Raw genomic sequence first — 13561 nt, 5'->3', positions numbered from 1 at the left:
GCACTCGATCCATGCCTGTCCATCGAATGAGCCAGGCTCATCGATCGGACCCACTGTGCGACACGCCCGACCCACCCACAAAACAAACGCGCTCTCAGTGCGGTCGCCCGGTCCCGGGCGACCAGCGCGGCGCAGGCGATCGCCACCACCGACACCAGGGTGAGCGGTCCGGCCCACGACGCCGGCGTCGTCACGGCCAGCGCCACCCCGGCGACCGCCAGGTAGAGCAGGATCCGGGGCAGTGCCTCGGCCAGTGGGGCCCGCTCGTCGAGCGCCACCGCGGGGGCCCGGCCTCCGTCGGGGCGGCTTGCGAGTCCTGCGCGGATGCCATGTCGCCAGCCTCGCAACCGGCCGCCAGTTCGGGCGAGCGCCCGCCGCCGGTCGAGGTGCGACCGGCGGCGAGCGCGTCCGGGTGGATCAGGAGTACGGGAGGCGCAGCACCGACTGGTTGCCGATGCCCAGGGTGGTGGGGTTGTTGCCGATGGCCGACCAGACCTCCACCCGGACCGTGCCGTTGCTCAACGTGCCCAACGTGCCGGTGGCCGAGGCCAGGCCGGCGCTCTGGGTGTAGTGCTCGTAGCCGGCGACCGGGTCGGTGGCGAAGTAGCGCCAGGTCTCCGTCCGGTCCCAACTGCCGTTGCCGGTCAGGTCGTAGGAGACCCGTACCTGCGTGCCGTTGCCGACCGCCGTGCCGGCGTCCAGGAACAGGTCGAACGCGGTCTGCGCCCCGGAGTACGTGAGGTTCAGGCCGCTCGCGGTGAAGACCTGGGCGTTCGTCGGCGTACCGTCGTGGTTTCCGTTGGCGGCCGCGACCGTGGTCGTGGTCGCGCTGCCGGCGTTGCCCAACCCTCCACCGGCGAGCAGGTACCGGGTCGGCGAGCCCGAGCTGGGCGGCGGCGTGGTCGGCGGTGCCGTGGTCGGCGGTGCCGTCGTGGGCGGTGCGGTGGTCGGCGTGCTCGTCGGCGGTACGCCGCCGGAGGCGTTGCCGCCGCTCCAGGTGTACGCCCCGGTGGTGGCCGTCCGCCCGGCCCCCACGGTGAGCCGCGTGCCGTTGGAGAACGTGACGGTGATCGGGCTCGCGGTCGGGTTCGACGCCACGTAGGTGCGCGCGCCGTTGCGGGAGAAGACCGCGCTGAGCGGGTGGTTGGCGCTGACCGACGTGTCGACGGTGCCCAGCGCCGCGAGGTTACGGATCCAGTGGAAGGTGTGCGCCCTGCTCTCGCCCTCCTCCGGGGTGTAGCCGGGGTTGGCGCGCAGGTTGGCCAGGGCCGCGTCGGGGTCGCCGAGGGCCTGGAACTGCCACAGGATGTCCTGCCACACCGTCGGTGGTCCACCGTTGTTACGGACCAGCTCGGCGTAGTTGGTGCGCACGTACGCCGGGTTGGCGCCCAGGTAGAGGTGCCCGCCGGTGACCGGCAGCAGGTTGATGCCCTGGATCATTTCCGGCTCGCCGCTGAACCAGGTGGCGTACGCCCCACCGTCGCCCCAGACCATGCCGACCGTGGAGTGCCCGAAGGCGGCGGGGAAGTTCTGGTCGCTGACGTCGAACCAGTACTCCTGGATGGCTGCGGCCTGCGTGGTGTAGAGGAAGATGCCGGCGTCGCGGACGGCGCTGTCGCCGGTGACCTGCCCCCACTGGATCAGGGCGTTGGCGAAGTTCATCCCCTCGGAGGACGACTCCTGGTTGTTGCCGGAGCCGAACGACCCGTGCCCGGACGCCCAGTCGTGCCCGGCGTAGATGTCGAAGTCGCGCAGGTACGGGAAACGGGTGTCGTCGCGGCGGTAGTTGTTGGCGTCGCGGATCAGCAGGTCCACCATGCCGCCGTAGCGGCTGCTGGCGGCCCACGACGGGTCGAACTTGGCCAGCGTCGCCGCGGCGGCGATGTAGTAGCCGTAGTGGAAGTGGTGGTCGTTGAGTTCCTGGTCGGAGCCGTACGACGCCGGATAGCCGATCAGGGTGCCCCAGTTGGCGTCGTAGTAGAAGACCTTGCTGGTCTTGCCGCTGGAGGCGGTGAACCAGTCGGTGAGGGTGCTGCGGATCGCGTTCAGCGCGCTGTCGCGGGTGGTGGTGTCGTTGACCAGGTCGGCGATCTCGGCGATCCGGGCGGCCCGGCCGAGCCCCTTGCCGGTCCAGTACGTGTCGTTGCCGCGCTGGTCCATCGGGTTGCCCCGGGCGGCGGTCAGCTGACCGGTCAGCGTGGTCAGGTCCGCGCCACTGCCGTCACCGACGGCCGGCAGTTCCGGCAGGACGCCCTGGAACGTCATGGCGGTCCGGAACTGACTGATCCCGGTGAGGACCTTCATCCTGCCCCGCGCCGACGGGTAGGTCGGCGTGATCGGGGTCGAGCCGGACAGCGACTTCCACTGGTGCGGGTAGAGGCTGACCACGGTCTGCGTGGCGCTGCCCTCGCGGGCGGTGGTGGTGAAGGCGTACGTCGTGCTCAGGCCGTTGGTCGACGGGTCGTAGGCGTAGGAGACGCGGGTGCCGGTGACGTGGGCGTGCGCGTACCGGCCGTAGGTCGTGGCCAGGTCGACGCGCTCGCTGGCGCTCGCCGTCGGCGGCAGCAGTGCCACCGAGAAGTAGCCGCGACCGGCCACGGTGGAGGAGATGCGGCCACCGCTGACGGTCCAGCTCGCGCCGCTCGGGGCGTACGCCACGTAGTCGTGGCCGTTGACCCGGAAGCCGATGGTGGCGCCGCTGGTGGACCACACCTCGGGGGTGCCGGACGTGCCGATCACCGCGTCGCCGCCGCTGGCCTGGAAGTACGCGAACGGCAGGCCGTGGCCGATGGTGGCGCGCAGGGTGCGGGCGCCGTCGCTCCAGTACGGGCTGACCGTCCAGTCGGTCCAGCCGTCCACCTTGACCTGGGAGGCGGCGAGCCCGGCCACGCCGACGCGGATGTCCTGCACGTACGGGTAGTGGTACTCGCCGACGCCGGTCGCGGTGCCGCTGATGGCCGGCGTGGAGTTGGCGGAGAAGCCGAGACCGTCGGTGAACGTGTCGTAGGAGGTCGGGTGGGCGTGCAGCGGCTCACTGAAGGAGCAGTCCGTACGCTTCCACAGCAGCGAGGACCACCAGTCGTTGGTGGGCACCGCGCCGGCGGGCGCGTTGGCGGTGGCGAACTGCCGGGGGTTGCTGGACATCTGGCCGCAGCCGGTGGGAAGCCCGCCGACCGGGGTGGTGGTGTAGCTGCCGGCGCCGACGGGCGCGGCCTCGGCGGCGCGGGTGACGGGAATCGTGAGGCCGCCGACGACCAGGGCCAGGACGGTGGCGGCTGCCAGCGCCCATCGGCGGTGGGGGACGGGAGGTTTCATGGTGCCTCCATCGCGGGTCCGGGCGCGGATCGTGCCGCCCCGGCGCCGTGCGTCTGAATTGTGGAAAAGGTCGATCGAGAGAGCGCTCTCTCACGCGGCACGGTAATCGACTGTCCAGATCCCCGTCAATGTGTCCGTCCGGTTGCGTGCTGATGTCGCGAACTGATCGCGGTGACTAGCCCTCCGTCACGGCGACGCCGTCCAGGTCGGCGTGCAGCGCCTGCGGCGCGCGCATCCGCCAGGCGTCGGTCACGAGCTCGGCGAGCCGGTCGACGTCGACCGCCGCCAGACGCAGCAGCACCAGCGGCAGGCCGTCGTACCCGGGCGTGGTGAAGAAGACGTCGGGTTCGCCGAGAAGCAGGGCCTGCTTCTCGGCCTCGTCCCCGACGAACAGCACCGCGATGTCGCGGCGGATCACGCGGGGCCTGCCCGGCCTGCGCTCCGGATAGGACCAGACGAAACCCTTGTCGGCCACCCGGAAGTCGAAGCCCTCGCTGTCGATCTCGACCGTGTGGGGCAGGGCCAGAGCCAGGCGGCGGACGTCGTCGGCGTCAGCCACCGGGACCCCGCACCGCGCGTGCCATCCGCATGCGCCGAGACTACGCACCGGGACCGACAGGCGTCAGCCGGCCGCCGTTGCCAGGTCGACGCCCGTGGCCCCGACGATGGCCCGGTCGCCCTCGCGCTGCACGTAGCCGATCACCGTCGCCCGAGCGGAGTCGAGATCCGGCGGCGGTACCACCTCCACCCGCCCGCGTTCATGACCGCCCCCGCGCAGATCACGATCGACCCGGAGCGTGAGTTCGTGCTGGTGTCGACGAAGGCGGCGAACGTCATGTTCAGCTACGAGATCGGCCGCCACGGCGAACTCGCCCGCCACCCGGTCGTCAGCGACGCCGGTTCCGTGCCGTTCGGCTTCACCTTCGACACCGAGGACTCGGTGCTGGTCACCGAATCCGGCAGCAACGAGGTCAGCCGCTTCGACCTCGACGACGACGGCGCCCTCGACCAGGTCGGGCCGTCCGTGGGGAACGGACAGCAGACGCCCTGCTGGATCCAGCGGGTCGGTGACTACTAGTACGTCGCGAACGCCGGCAGCTCGACGATCAGCGCCTACCGGGTGGACGACGACGGCAAGCTGCAACTCGTCCACGCCGTCGCCGCCGACACCGGCGGCGGGTCGATCGACATGACCACCAGCGACGGCTTCCTGTACGTCCAGAACGCCGCCGCCGGCAACGTGCAGGGCTACGAGGTGAACGACGACGACTCCCTGCGCCTCGTCACCACCGTCGAGGGCCTGCCGAAGTTCACCGACGGTATCGGCATGGAGGGCATCGCCGCCTCCTGACGGGCCGTCCTGCCGCTGGTCCCGGTCGCCTGTGACCGGGACCAGCGTCTGTCCGCCGGTGGCCCGATCATGACAACTGCATGACAGATAGGCCGGGACGCCGACCGGTGGTTTCGGCGGTGCCCGGCTCGGGGCACGAGAACGTCGCTGACGACAACACCTTCGGAAGGGACGGCCCCCGTGGAAATCCAGGGCTTCTTCACCGCGATCATCATCGGCCTGGTCATTGGCGCTCTCGGCCGGCTCGTGGTGCCCGGCAAGCAGAACATCTCGATCGTGCTCACCCTCGCGATCGGCGTGCTCGCCGCGATCCTCGGCACGCTCGTCGCCGGTGGACTCGGCGTCGACGAGACCACCGGCATCGACTGGATCGAGCTGCTCCTGCAGGTCGTGTTCGCCGCGATCGGTGTGGCCGGCACCGCCGCCGTGTTGGGCCGTCGGCCCTCCTGACATCCCGCGCTCCCGGGGGCCCGCCGGCCCCCACGCGCCCGTGGCGACGACTGGTCGCCACGGGCGCTGTGCTTGGATGATCCGGTGCAGTTCACCGTGACAGACGCGCCGACGCGGGAGCGGTTCGAGGCGCGCGACGAGACGGGCGTGGTCGCCGGGATCGTGACCTACCAGCTGACCGGCGCCATCATCGCCTACACCCACACCGAGGTCGATCCGGCGTACGAGGGCCGGGGTGTCGGGTCGACCCTGGCCCGCGCGGTCATGGACGACGCGCGGGCCAAGAGGCGCACCGTGGTGCCGATCTGCCCCTTCCTCGCCGAGTGGCTGGTCAAGCACCCGGAGTACGAGGACATCGTGGTGCGGTCCACCCGGAAGGTGAAGTAGCGACGGCTCAGTGTCAGTCGCTGATCCGGACGTCGTCCGGCGCCGGCCTGCCGCGCCCGGTCTCCACCAGTTCCTTGAGACTCAGCAGGAACGTCGCCCACTTGGTGCCGCAGTGGTGCATGAACTCGACCGGCTCGCGCCAGCCCGCGTGGCTGAACAGGACGACGGTGTAGTCGCCCCGCTGGTGAAACCGCCAGTCGCCAGCTTCCCGCCGACCTCGCTCGTGCCGACCGTGTCGGTCGTCCACCACCCGGCGAGGCCCTGCGGGGTGGCCACCGCGTGGTAGACGTCGTCGAGCGGGGCCACGCCGCCGACCCGGTGCAGGATGTCGACCATCTCACTCTCCCTGGTTGTCGGTGCGGTGACGTCCGATCGTCTCGGCGATCCGCTTGATCCGGCGGAGTCGCGCGTCCCAGGTGGCACCGACGGCGGTCAGCTGGGCGACCGCGCGCGCGAGCTGCGCCTCGTCGACCTGGTAGTGGCGCTCGCGGCCAGCCGGCGCGGAGGTGATCAGGCCGACCCGGTCCAGGACTGCCAGGTGCTTCGACACGGCCTGGCGGGTGACGGGTAGTCGCTCGCTCAGCGACGTGGCGGTCCCGGGCCCGCCGGCGAGCAGCAGGTCGATCATGCTGCGCCGGATGGGGTCGCCGATCGCCGACCACAGGGCGTCGTCGACGGCAGTGGTCATGACGTGGCGACCAGCCGGGTGACGTACGCGCCGAGGTTCGGGACGTAGTGGTTCCATCCGCTGACGTGGTCCTGGTACTGCTTCTCCAGCAGGGCCACCCCCCAGCCCATCTCGCGGAACCCGGTCTCCGTCATGCGGACGCGGGTCCCCGTCGCGATCGGAACGAGGTCGAAGGTGACCAGCAGCGACTGTCCCGTGCGGTCGGGCTCGGTGAAGCACCACACCAGCTCGCCGGGCCGCGCCCGCCTCAGGCGTCGGCGCGGGCGGCCAGGGCGTCCACGAGGCGGCGGGCCGAGCCAGCCAGGTTCCACCGGCCGGCCAGGTCGAGCAGCCGCTCCGGGTCGGCGGGGGCCGTGGGTAGCGCGGTGGGCAGCTCCGGCAGCGCCACGTCCAGGGCGACCCGGACCACCGTCGGCGCGACGGCCAGGTAGTCACGGGCGGCGGCCAGCTTGGTGCGCAGGCCCGGCGCGAAGGACGAGTCGGAGTCGCCAAGCGCCGCCAGGATGCCGTCGATGCTGCCGTACCGCTCGATGAGCCGCGCGGCGGTCTTCTCGCCGACGCCCGGCACACCGGGCAGCCCGTCGCTGGGGTCGCCGCGCAGGGCGGCGAAGTCGGCGTACCGGTCGGCGGGCACCCCGTAGCGGGCGCGGACCGCCGCGTCGTCGCAGTCGTCGAGCTTGGCCACGCCGCGTCCGACGTAGAGCAGCCGTACGTCCCGGGAGTCGTCGATGAGCTGGAACAGGTCCCGGTCGCCGGAGACCACCTCGACCGGACCCGGCTGGGTCACCGACAGCGTGCCGAGCACGTCGTCGGCCTCGTAGCCGTTGGCGCCGACGGCGGTGATGCCGACCGCGTCGAGGACCTCCAGGATCATCGGCACCTGCGGGGAGAGCGTGTCGGGGACGACCTCGCCGCCCTGCGGGGCAACCCGGTGCGCCTTGTACGACGGCAGCAGCTCGACCCGCCACGCCGGCCGCCAGTCGTAGTCCAGAGCGCACACCATCCGGTCGGCGCCCCGGCCGCGGATGAGCGTGGCGAGCATGTCGAGGAAGCCGCGCACCGCGTTGACGGGCTGGCCGTCGTCGGTGCGCGCGGCGGACTCCGGGATGCCGAAGTAGGCCCGGAAGTAGAGGCTGGGTGCGTCGATCAGCAGGATGGGGGATCGGTGTGCCACGCCCGACAGCCTGGCACAGCCCTGCGACGGTCAGCGGTACGCCCGGCCGGCCGGCCGCGTCAGCGCCGCTCGTCGTGCCGGTAGACGGTGTCGCGGCGGGCGAGGTGCTGCACGACGTAGCTGGTCACCAGCAGCAGGATCGCGACGACCACCTCGACCCAGGCGGCGACGCCGTCGGCCACGGTCAGCCCGATCACCAGCAGGACCAGGCCGACGAGCGCGAGAACCCCGGCCCACAGTTGGCGGCGACGGCGGGTCGCCGCCCGGTTCGCGTCGTTCGATGTCACGTCGGCCCTCCCGGTCGGGCCACCCGTGCGGGCGTCCCGATCCCAGGCTATGGTCCCCGCCCCGACGCCACCGGGAAACCACCGAGTGGGCCGGCGACGCGACCCGGGTGCTCGCCGGGGACCCGACGGCCCGCGGTCAGGCCTCGACGGGACACCGGCTCTCGTCCCGGTCGTGGTCGAGGTCGCGGAGGTGCCGGATGGGCGAGAGCAGCAGCACCAGGGGCGCGCAGACCAGGGTCGCGGCGAAGACGACCAGGGTTGCGCGGGCACCGAACGGGCCGGCCAGCACGCCGGCGACCAGCCCGCCGACCGGGATGGCGCCCCAGGAGACGAACCGCACGGTCGCCATCACCCGGGAGAGCAGATCGGGTGGGCTGGCGATCTGCCGGTACGTCCGGCGCCAGCCAGCCGCTGCCTGAGGGGATCAGGAACGCGCCGGCGACAGTGGTGAACCCGGCGGCGACCAGCGCGCGGGCGCTGCCGAGCCGCGTGGTGATCCGGGTGGTGAGGGCCGCCCCGACGAGCGCGCCGACACCCTCGACGGCGAGCAGGACAGCGACCAGGCCGGCTGGCGCGTGCCGGTCGCGGACCAGGTAGAGCGGGTGCAGCGCGAACTGCGCGCCGCGGACGAAGTTCATGGCCGTCGCGGCCCACATGCTCGGGCCCATGACCGGGTGGTACGCGACGTAGCGCCAGCCTTCGCGGATCAGCTCACCGACCGGCGGCCAGTGCGCGGGCGGGATCGACGCGACGGCGACGGCGCGGGCCAGGTCCGCGCCCACCTGCGCGCCGCGCAGCGGCAGGCGCTGCACGATGACGCCGGCGGGCGGGCCGATCACGAGCCAGGCAACGTAGCTGGCGGCGGCGATCATTCCCATCTGGAACGCGGAGGCGTCCAGGACGGTGAGCGCGGTCAGCGGCAGAGCCACCGCGCCGACCGCCGACCCGACCATGCTGGTCGTGCCGGCGGTCCACCAGCGCCAGAACACCCCGGCCCGTTCGTCGACGTGCATGTCGTCGGCCCCCGTTCGTCGTGCCGGCGTGTCCGCGGCTCCGGCGCGTTCCCGGGGCCAGTCCGTTCCATTCTGGAACGGACTATAGTCGGGTCAGGACGGATGGAGGAAGCGGGTGCGACGAGAAGATCTCGCCGACGTGGACTGCGGCATCGCGCAGGCGCTCGGCGTGCTGGGCGACTGGTGGACGTTCCTGATCGTGCGCGACGTCGCCAGCGGCACGACCCGCTTCGACGCGCTCCAGCGCGGACTGGGCGTCAGTCGGCGGGCGCTGACCGAACGCCTCGCCGCCCTGGTCGAGCAGGGCGTGCTGGAACGCCGCCCGTACTCGGCGCACCCGCCCCGGCACGACTATCTGCTCACCGCGAGGGGTGAGGGCCTGCTGCCGGTCCTGATCGCCCTGCAGGACTGGGGAACGAGGCATCTGATGGGTGACGGAGAGCTGACCGCGACCGCCGATGACGCATCGGCCGAGACGCGGCGGGTGCACCACCTCGTCGGGCGGCGGCTGCCCGAGGTCGCCCTGCCCGGGCCGGACGGTGAGCCGGTCGCCCTGGCCACGCCGGACGCGTGGAGCGTGCTCTACCTCTTCCCGGGCGCGTACGCCCCGGGAGTCAACGCCTATCCGCCGGGGTGGTCCGACATTCCCGGCGCGCGGGGCTGCACCCTGGAGTCGACCACCTACGCCGACCGGTATGCGAGGTTCCGGGAGGCGGGGGCACGGGTGTACGGCATCAGCACCCAGCGGCCGGACCAGCTCGCCGACTTCAGCGCGTACGCCCGGCTGCCGTTCCCGCTGCTGTCCGACCAGGATGGTCGACTCGCCGCGGGGCTGCTGTTGCCCACCTTCCGGGCCGGCGGGGTGAACCGGTTCAAGAGACTGACGATGCTGGTCGACCCGACGTCGGTGGTGCGGGCGGTGCAGTTCCCCGTCACCGATCCCGCCGGATCGGTCGACGAGATGCTGGCTCTGGCCAGCGACCACGCGACGATCCCCGGCTGACGCGGGGGCGTCGACCGGGGATCGCGGCGTACGGGTCGGGTCAGGCCGGGAGGGTCCAGCGCTGGTTGGCGTTGGCGGAGCACTCCCAGATCTGCAGGCGGGTGCCGTCGGCCGAGGTGTTGTCGGTGACGTCGAGGCACTTGTTGGACTGCGGGTTGCGCAGCGTGCCGTTGGACTGCGCCTGCCACACCTGGGCGCCGCCACCGTTGCACGTCCAGAGCTGGATTCTGGCCCCGTTGGTCGTGGAGTGGTCGGTGACGTCGGCGCACTTGCCGAGGGAGCGCAGCGTGCCGTCGGTGGCCACGGTCCAGGTCTGCGCGGCGGTGCCGTTGCAGGCGTAGATCTGGACGGCGGCGCCGTTGGTGGCGCTCGCGCCCGCCACGTCGACGCACTTGCCGCCGAGGCCGGTGATCCGGCCGGTACGACCCGACGGCGGCGGGGTGGTGCCGCCCATGATGGTGTCGTACATGGCGCTCACCAGCGAGGTGGAGCCGGTGGTATCCTGCGACAGCTCCCAGTTCATCACGCCGCCGGCGTTGGCCAGGGCCCACTGCGTCTTGCGCTTGACGGTCGGGATGCCGTTGTAGCACTGCTGCGCGCCGCCGGCCGTGGTGCAGTCCCGGTTGGCGTTGGCCGGGTCCAGGGCGACGAGCGCCGAGTACGTGTAGTAGCCGGGGCGGCTGTAGAAGGGAATACCGAGGACGGCCTTGCTGGCCGGCAGTCCGCGGTTCTTCCACCCGATGACGCTGTTGATCGACCAGTCGTAGTTGGAGTGCGGGCTGCCGCCGTCGTACGCCATGATGTTGAGCCAGTCGACCTGGCTGAACACGGCCGTCGGCACGCCGTCGAGGTAGTAGCCCTCGGAGACGACGGCCGCGGTGAGCAGCTTGCCCCGGCTGTGCATGGCGCTGCCGAGCTGGGTCATGACCTGGGTGTAGTTGTTGGCCGAGGTGCCCGGGTCCGGGTACTCCCAGTCCATGTCGACACCGTCGAGGTTGTACTGGTTGACGAGGTTGACCAGGTTGTTGACGAACGCCGTCCGGCTGCTGGAGTTGGCCGCGAGGGCCTCGAACGCCGAGTCGTTGCCGTCGTTCCAGCCGCCGACGGCGATGGAGACCTTGACGTTGTTGGCGTGCGCCTGCGAGACCAGCGAGGAGAGCTTGCTCGGGTTGTCCAGGGCGCGCAGGCTGCCGTCGTTGTTGGGCAGCACGAAGGCGTAGTTGATGTGGGTGAGCTTGTTGTACTGGATCGTGTTGACGTTCCCAGCCCACGAGGGCATGTAGCCGACGCTCTTGAAGCCGTTCGGCAGCACCACGGCCTGCGCGGCGGTGGGGACCAGGGCGGCGGTGGTGGCGGCGGTGGCCAGGGCTAGCAGGCCGGCGCTGAGGACGCGGCGCAGTGGTGAGGACATGGGGGCCTTCCCGTGGGCGGGGGACTACGACCGCCCACGCAGGGTTTCGCGGGCGGGACATGGGGGGAGCAGGAACGGGTGGGCCTCGAGGCAGCCAAATCTTAAAGAGTGTTAACTGTCGGCGTCAATTAACACCGGTGGATTTTCGTCGCACGACCTACATGGCTTCTGGAGATGCCCAAACGACCGTTAAGCTGACGGGGTGGCACCCGACGAGCTGTACCCGCCGGACCGGCTGATCGCCGCGCAGCGCGCCACCGCCGATGCCGGCCTGGACGCGCTGCTGCTCACCCCCGGCTCCGACCTGCGCTACCTGACCGGCTACGACGCCCACGCGGGGGAGCGGCTCACCTGCCTGGTGCTGCCCGCCGAGGGCGCGCCGACTCTGATCGTGCCCCGGCTGGAGCGTCCGGCCGCCGAGGCGGCGACCACCACGGGTCTGCGCATCGTCGACCATCCCGACGGCGTCGACCCGTACCCCCTGGTCGTCGCCGCCCTCGACGGCCCGGCGGCGGCCGTCGGGCTCGCCGACCGGATGTGGGCCGAGCAGGTCCTCGCCCTGCGCGCGGCCCTGCCCGAGGCCGCGCAGCGGCTCGCCGGCGAGGTGCTGCGCGGGCTGCGAATCCGCAAGTCCCCGGCCGAGGTGGCGGCACTCGCCGAGGCCGGCGCGGCGATCGACGAGGTGCACCTGCGCATGGGTGAGTGGCTGCGTCCCGGCCGCACCGAGGTCGAGGTGGCCGCCGACATCGCGACCGCGATCCGGGCCGCCGGCCACGTCAGCGTCGATTTCGTCATCGTGGCCGCCGGCCCGAACGGGGCGAGCCCGCACCACGGCACCTCGGACCGGCCGATCGGCGTCGGCGAGCCGGTGGTGGTCGACATCGGCGGCGCCATGCCGTCGGGCTACCGCTCGGACTGCACCCGCACCTATGTCGCGGGCGGACCGGCGCCGGCCGAGTTCGTGGAGTACTACGCGGTGCTGCACGCCGCCCAGAGCGCGGCGGTGGCGGCGGTACGCCCCGGCATCAGCGCGGAGGCGGCCGACGCGGCGGCCCGGACGCCGATCGCCGCCGCCGGCTACGGCGACGCGTTCCTGCACCGCACCGGGCACGGCATCGGCCTGGACGGTCACGAGGAGCCCTACCTGGTGGCCGGCAACGGCCGACCGCTGGAGGCCGGGATGGCGTTCTCCATCGAGCCGGGCATCTACCTGGCGGGCCGGCACGGCGCCCGCATCGAGGACATCGTCGTCTGCACGACGGACGGCGTGCAGCGGCTCAACACCACCCCGACGGAGCTCATCGCGCTATGACTGTCGACCGGATCCTCCCCACCGACGAGGCCCACGACCTGCTGGACCTCGCCACCGAGCTTGCCGACCGTGAGCTCGCGCCCAAGGCCGCCGGCTTCGAGGAACGCGCCGAGTTCCCCCGCGAGGTGCTGCGCACGATCGGCCGGGCCGGCCTGCTCGGCCTGCCGTACGCCGAGGAGTACGGCGGCGCCGCGCAGCCGTACGAGGTGTACCTGCAGGTGCTGGAGATCCTGGCCAGCCGGTGGCTCGCGGTCGCCGAGGCCGTCAGCGTGCACACCCTGAGCTGCTACCCGGTGGCGGCGTTCGGCACCGACGAGCAGCGCAAGCTGCTGCCGGACATGCTCGGCGGCGACCTGCTCGGCGCGTACTGCCTCTCCGAGCCGCAGGGTGGCTCGGACGCGGCGGCGCTGAGCACCCGGGCGGTCCGCGACGGCGACGCGTACGTCGTCTCCGGCACGAAGGCGTGGATCACCCACGCGCACAGCGCCGACTTCTACGACATCTTCTGCCGCACCGGCGTTGCCGGCCCGAAGGGCATTTCCTGCCTGGTCGCCGACGCGGGCACCGCCGGCATCGCGCCGCAGTCCGCCGAGCGGACGATGGGGCTGCGCGCCTCACCGGTGGCGCAGATCGCCTTCGACGAGGCGCGGGTGCCGGCCGACCGGCTGGTCGGTGGCGAGGGCGCGGGCTTCACCATCGCGATGTCCGCGCTGGACTCGGGCCGGCTCGGCATCGCCGCCTGCGCGGTCGGGCTGGCCCAGGGGGCGCTGGACTACGCGGTCGGGTACGCCCGGGAGCGGCAGCAGTTCGGCCGGTCCATCATCGACTTCCAGGGGCTCGGCTTTCTGCTCGCCGACGCGGCCACCCAGATCTCCGCCGCCCGCGCGTTGACGCTGGCGGCGGCGCGGCTGCGCGACGCCGGGCGGGCGTACTCGATCGAGGCGGCGAAGGCGAAGCTGTTCGCCACCGACATGGCCATGCGGGTGACCACCGACGCGGTGCAGGTGCTCGGCGGTGCCGGTTACGTGGCCGACCACCCGGTCGAGCGGTACATGCGCGAGGCCAAGGTGCTGCAGATCGTGGAGGGCACCAACCAGATCCAGCGGCTGGTGATCTCCCGGGCGCTCGCCAAGGGCTGAGCAGGCGCGGGGCGGGTGCGGCGCGCCTGTC

Annotated in this window: 15 protein-coding genes and 3 pseudogenes; 7 read left to right on the top strand and 11 right to left on the bottom strand. The window is 72.1% G+C overall.

Annotation, left to right across the window (positions count from 1 at the left end; all coding sequences use genetic code 11):
* The 4 genes and pseudogenes from ACGFH9_RS11900 to ACGFH9_RS11885 all read right to left on the bottom strand — a co-directional run.
* Window positions 1-278: pseudogene (locus ACGFH9_RS11900) on the bottom strand (hypothetical protein); the annotation flags it as partial.
* 139 nt (window positions 279-417) lie between these two features.
* The gene (locus ACGFH9_RS11895) at window positions 418-3315 is read right to left on the bottom strand and encodes a glycosyl hydrolase (RefSeq protein ID WP_393217618.1); all 2898 of its coding nucleotides are present in this window, start codon (window positions 3313-3315) and stop codon (window positions 418-420) included.
* 175 nt (window positions 3316-3490) lie between these two features.
* Window positions 3491-3874, bottom strand: coding sequence for an MmcQ/YjbR family DNA-binding protein (locus ACGFH9_RS11890; protein WP_393217617.1), 384 nt, complete (start codon window positions 3872-3874; stop codon window positions 3491-3493).
* Window positions 3875-3937: 63 nt separating this feature from the next.
* Window positions 3938-4063 (bottom strand): hypothetical protein, encoded by a 126-nt coding sequence (locus tag ACGFH9_RS11885; protein WP_393217615.1) that lies wholly within the window; start codon window positions 4061-4063, stop codon window positions 3938-3940.
* Between the two features lie 12 nt (window positions 4064-4075).
* On the opposite strand from ACGFH9_RS11885, the gene ACGFH9_RS11880 reads away from it, so the two are divergent.
* The 4 genes and pseudogenes from ACGFH9_RS11880 to ACGFH9_RS11865 all read left to right on the top strand — a co-directional run bounded on the left by ACGFH9_RS11880 (window position 4076) and on the right by ACGFH9_RS11865 (window position 5503).
* Complete coding sequence (locus tag ACGFH9_RS11880; RefSeq protein ID WP_393217614.1) at window positions 4076-4393, top strand: beta-propeller fold lactonase family protein; 318 nt, start codon at window positions 4076-4078, stop codon at window positions 4391-4393.
* 12 nt (window positions 4394-4405) lie between these two features.
* Window positions 4406-4666: pseudogene (locus tag ACGFH9_RS11875) on the top strand (hypothetical protein); the annotation flags it as partial.
* A gap of 180 nt (window positions 4667-4846) precedes the next feature.
* Complete coding sequence (locus ACGFH9_RS11870) at window positions 4847-5116, top strand: GlsB/YeaQ/YmgE family stress response membrane protein (protein ID WP_393217612.1); 270 nt, start codon at window positions 4847-4849, stop codon at window positions 5114-5116.
* A gap of 84 nt (window positions 5117-5200) precedes the next feature.
* Complete coding sequence (locus ACGFH9_RS11865; protein ID WP_393217610.1) at window positions 5201-5503, top strand: GNAT family N-acetyltransferase; 303 nt, start codon at window positions 5201-5203, stop codon at window positions 5501-5503.
* A 13-nt stretch (window positions 5504-5516) separates the two neighbouring features.
* Here ACGFH9_RS11865 and ACGFH9_RS11860 read toward each other — a convergent pair whose 3' ends face one another.
* The 6 genes and pseudogenes from ACGFH9_RS11860 to ACGFH9_RS11835 form a co-directional block, all read right to left on the bottom strand.
* The gene (locus ACGFH9_RS11860; protein WP_393217609.1) at window positions 5517-5753 is read right to left on the bottom strand and encodes a hypothetical protein; all 237 of its coding nucleotides are present in this window, start codon (window positions 5751-5753) and stop codon (window positions 5517-5519) included.
* Between the two features lie 87 nt (window positions 5754-5840).
* Entirely contained in the window at window positions 5841-6191 is a 351-nt protein-coding gene (locus ACGFH9_RS11855) for an ArsR/SmtB family transcription factor (protein WP_393217607.1), read from the bottom strand.
* Window positions 6188-6325, bottom strand: a complete 138-nt coding sequence (locus tag ACGFH9_RS11850; protein ID WP_393217606.1) for a hypothetical protein — start codon at window positions 6323-6325, stop codon at window positions 6188-6190. The genes ACGFH9_RS11855 and ACGFH9_RS11850 overlap by 4 nt, the downstream gene beginning before the upstream one ends.
* 113 nt (window positions 6326-6438) lie before the next feature.
* Entirely contained in the window at window positions 6439-7365 is a 927-nt protein-coding gene (locus ACGFH9_RS11845; RefSeq protein WP_393217604.1) for a 5'-3' exonuclease H3TH domain-containing protein, read from the bottom strand.
* Between the two features lie 59 nt (window positions 7366-7424).
* Window positions 7425-7652: a hypothetical protein gene (locus ACGFH9_RS11840; RefSeq protein ID WP_393217603.1), complete on the bottom strand. Its 228-nt coding sequence runs from the start codon at window positions 7650-7652 to the stop codon at window positions 7425-7427.
* A 136-nt stretch (window positions 7653-7788) separates the two neighbouring features.
* Window positions 7789-8665, bottom strand: a pseudogene (locus tag ACGFH9_RS11835) (MFS transporter).
* A 115-nt stretch (window positions 8666-8780) separates the two neighbouring features.
* Here ACGFH9_RS11835 and ACGFH9_RS11830 point away from each other — a divergent pair.
* Window positions 8781-9668 (top strand): winged helix-turn-helix transcriptional regulator, encoded by an 888-nt coding sequence (locus ACGFH9_RS11830; RefSeq protein ID WP_393217602.1) that lies wholly within the window; start codon window positions 8781-8783, stop codon window positions 9666-9668.
* Between the two features lie 40 nt (window positions 9669-9708).
* On the opposite strand, the gene ACGFH9_RS11825 is transcribed toward ACGFH9_RS11830, so the two are convergent.
* Window positions 9709-11079, bottom strand: a complete 1371-nt coding sequence (locus tag ACGFH9_RS11825) for a glycosyl hydrolase family 18 protein (protein ID WP_393217601.1) — start codon at window positions 11077-11079, stop codon at window positions 9709-9711.
* Window positions 11080-11281: 202 nt separating this feature from the next.
* Between ACGFH9_RS11825 and ACGFH9_RS11820 the strand changes: the two genes are divergently transcribed.
* On the top strand, window positions 11282-12391 hold the full coding sequence (locus ACGFH9_RS11820) for a M24 family metallopeptidase (protein ID WP_393217599.1): 1110 nt from the start codon (window positions 11282-11284) through the stop codon (window positions 12389-12391).
* Window positions 12388-13530 carry an acyl-CoA dehydrogenase family protein gene (locus ACGFH9_RS11815; RefSeq protein WP_393217597.1) on the top strand — a complete coding sequence of 381 codons (1143 nt, stop codon included), beginning with the start codon at window positions 12388-12390 and terminating at the stop codon, window positions 13528-13530. The genes ACGFH9_RS11820 and ACGFH9_RS11815 overlap by 4 nt, the downstream gene beginning before the upstream one ends.
* Window positions 13531-13561: the final 31 nt, after the last annotated feature.

Origin of the sequence: Micromonospora sp. NPDC049102 (genome assembly GCF_043197485.1) — a bacterium.
GTDB lineage: Bacteria > Actinomycetota > Actinomycetes > Mycobacteriales > Micromonosporaceae > Micromonospora.
The sequence above is the reverse complement of the archived record's forward strand: the minus strand, read 5'-3'. Positions and strand labels throughout refer to the sequence as shown.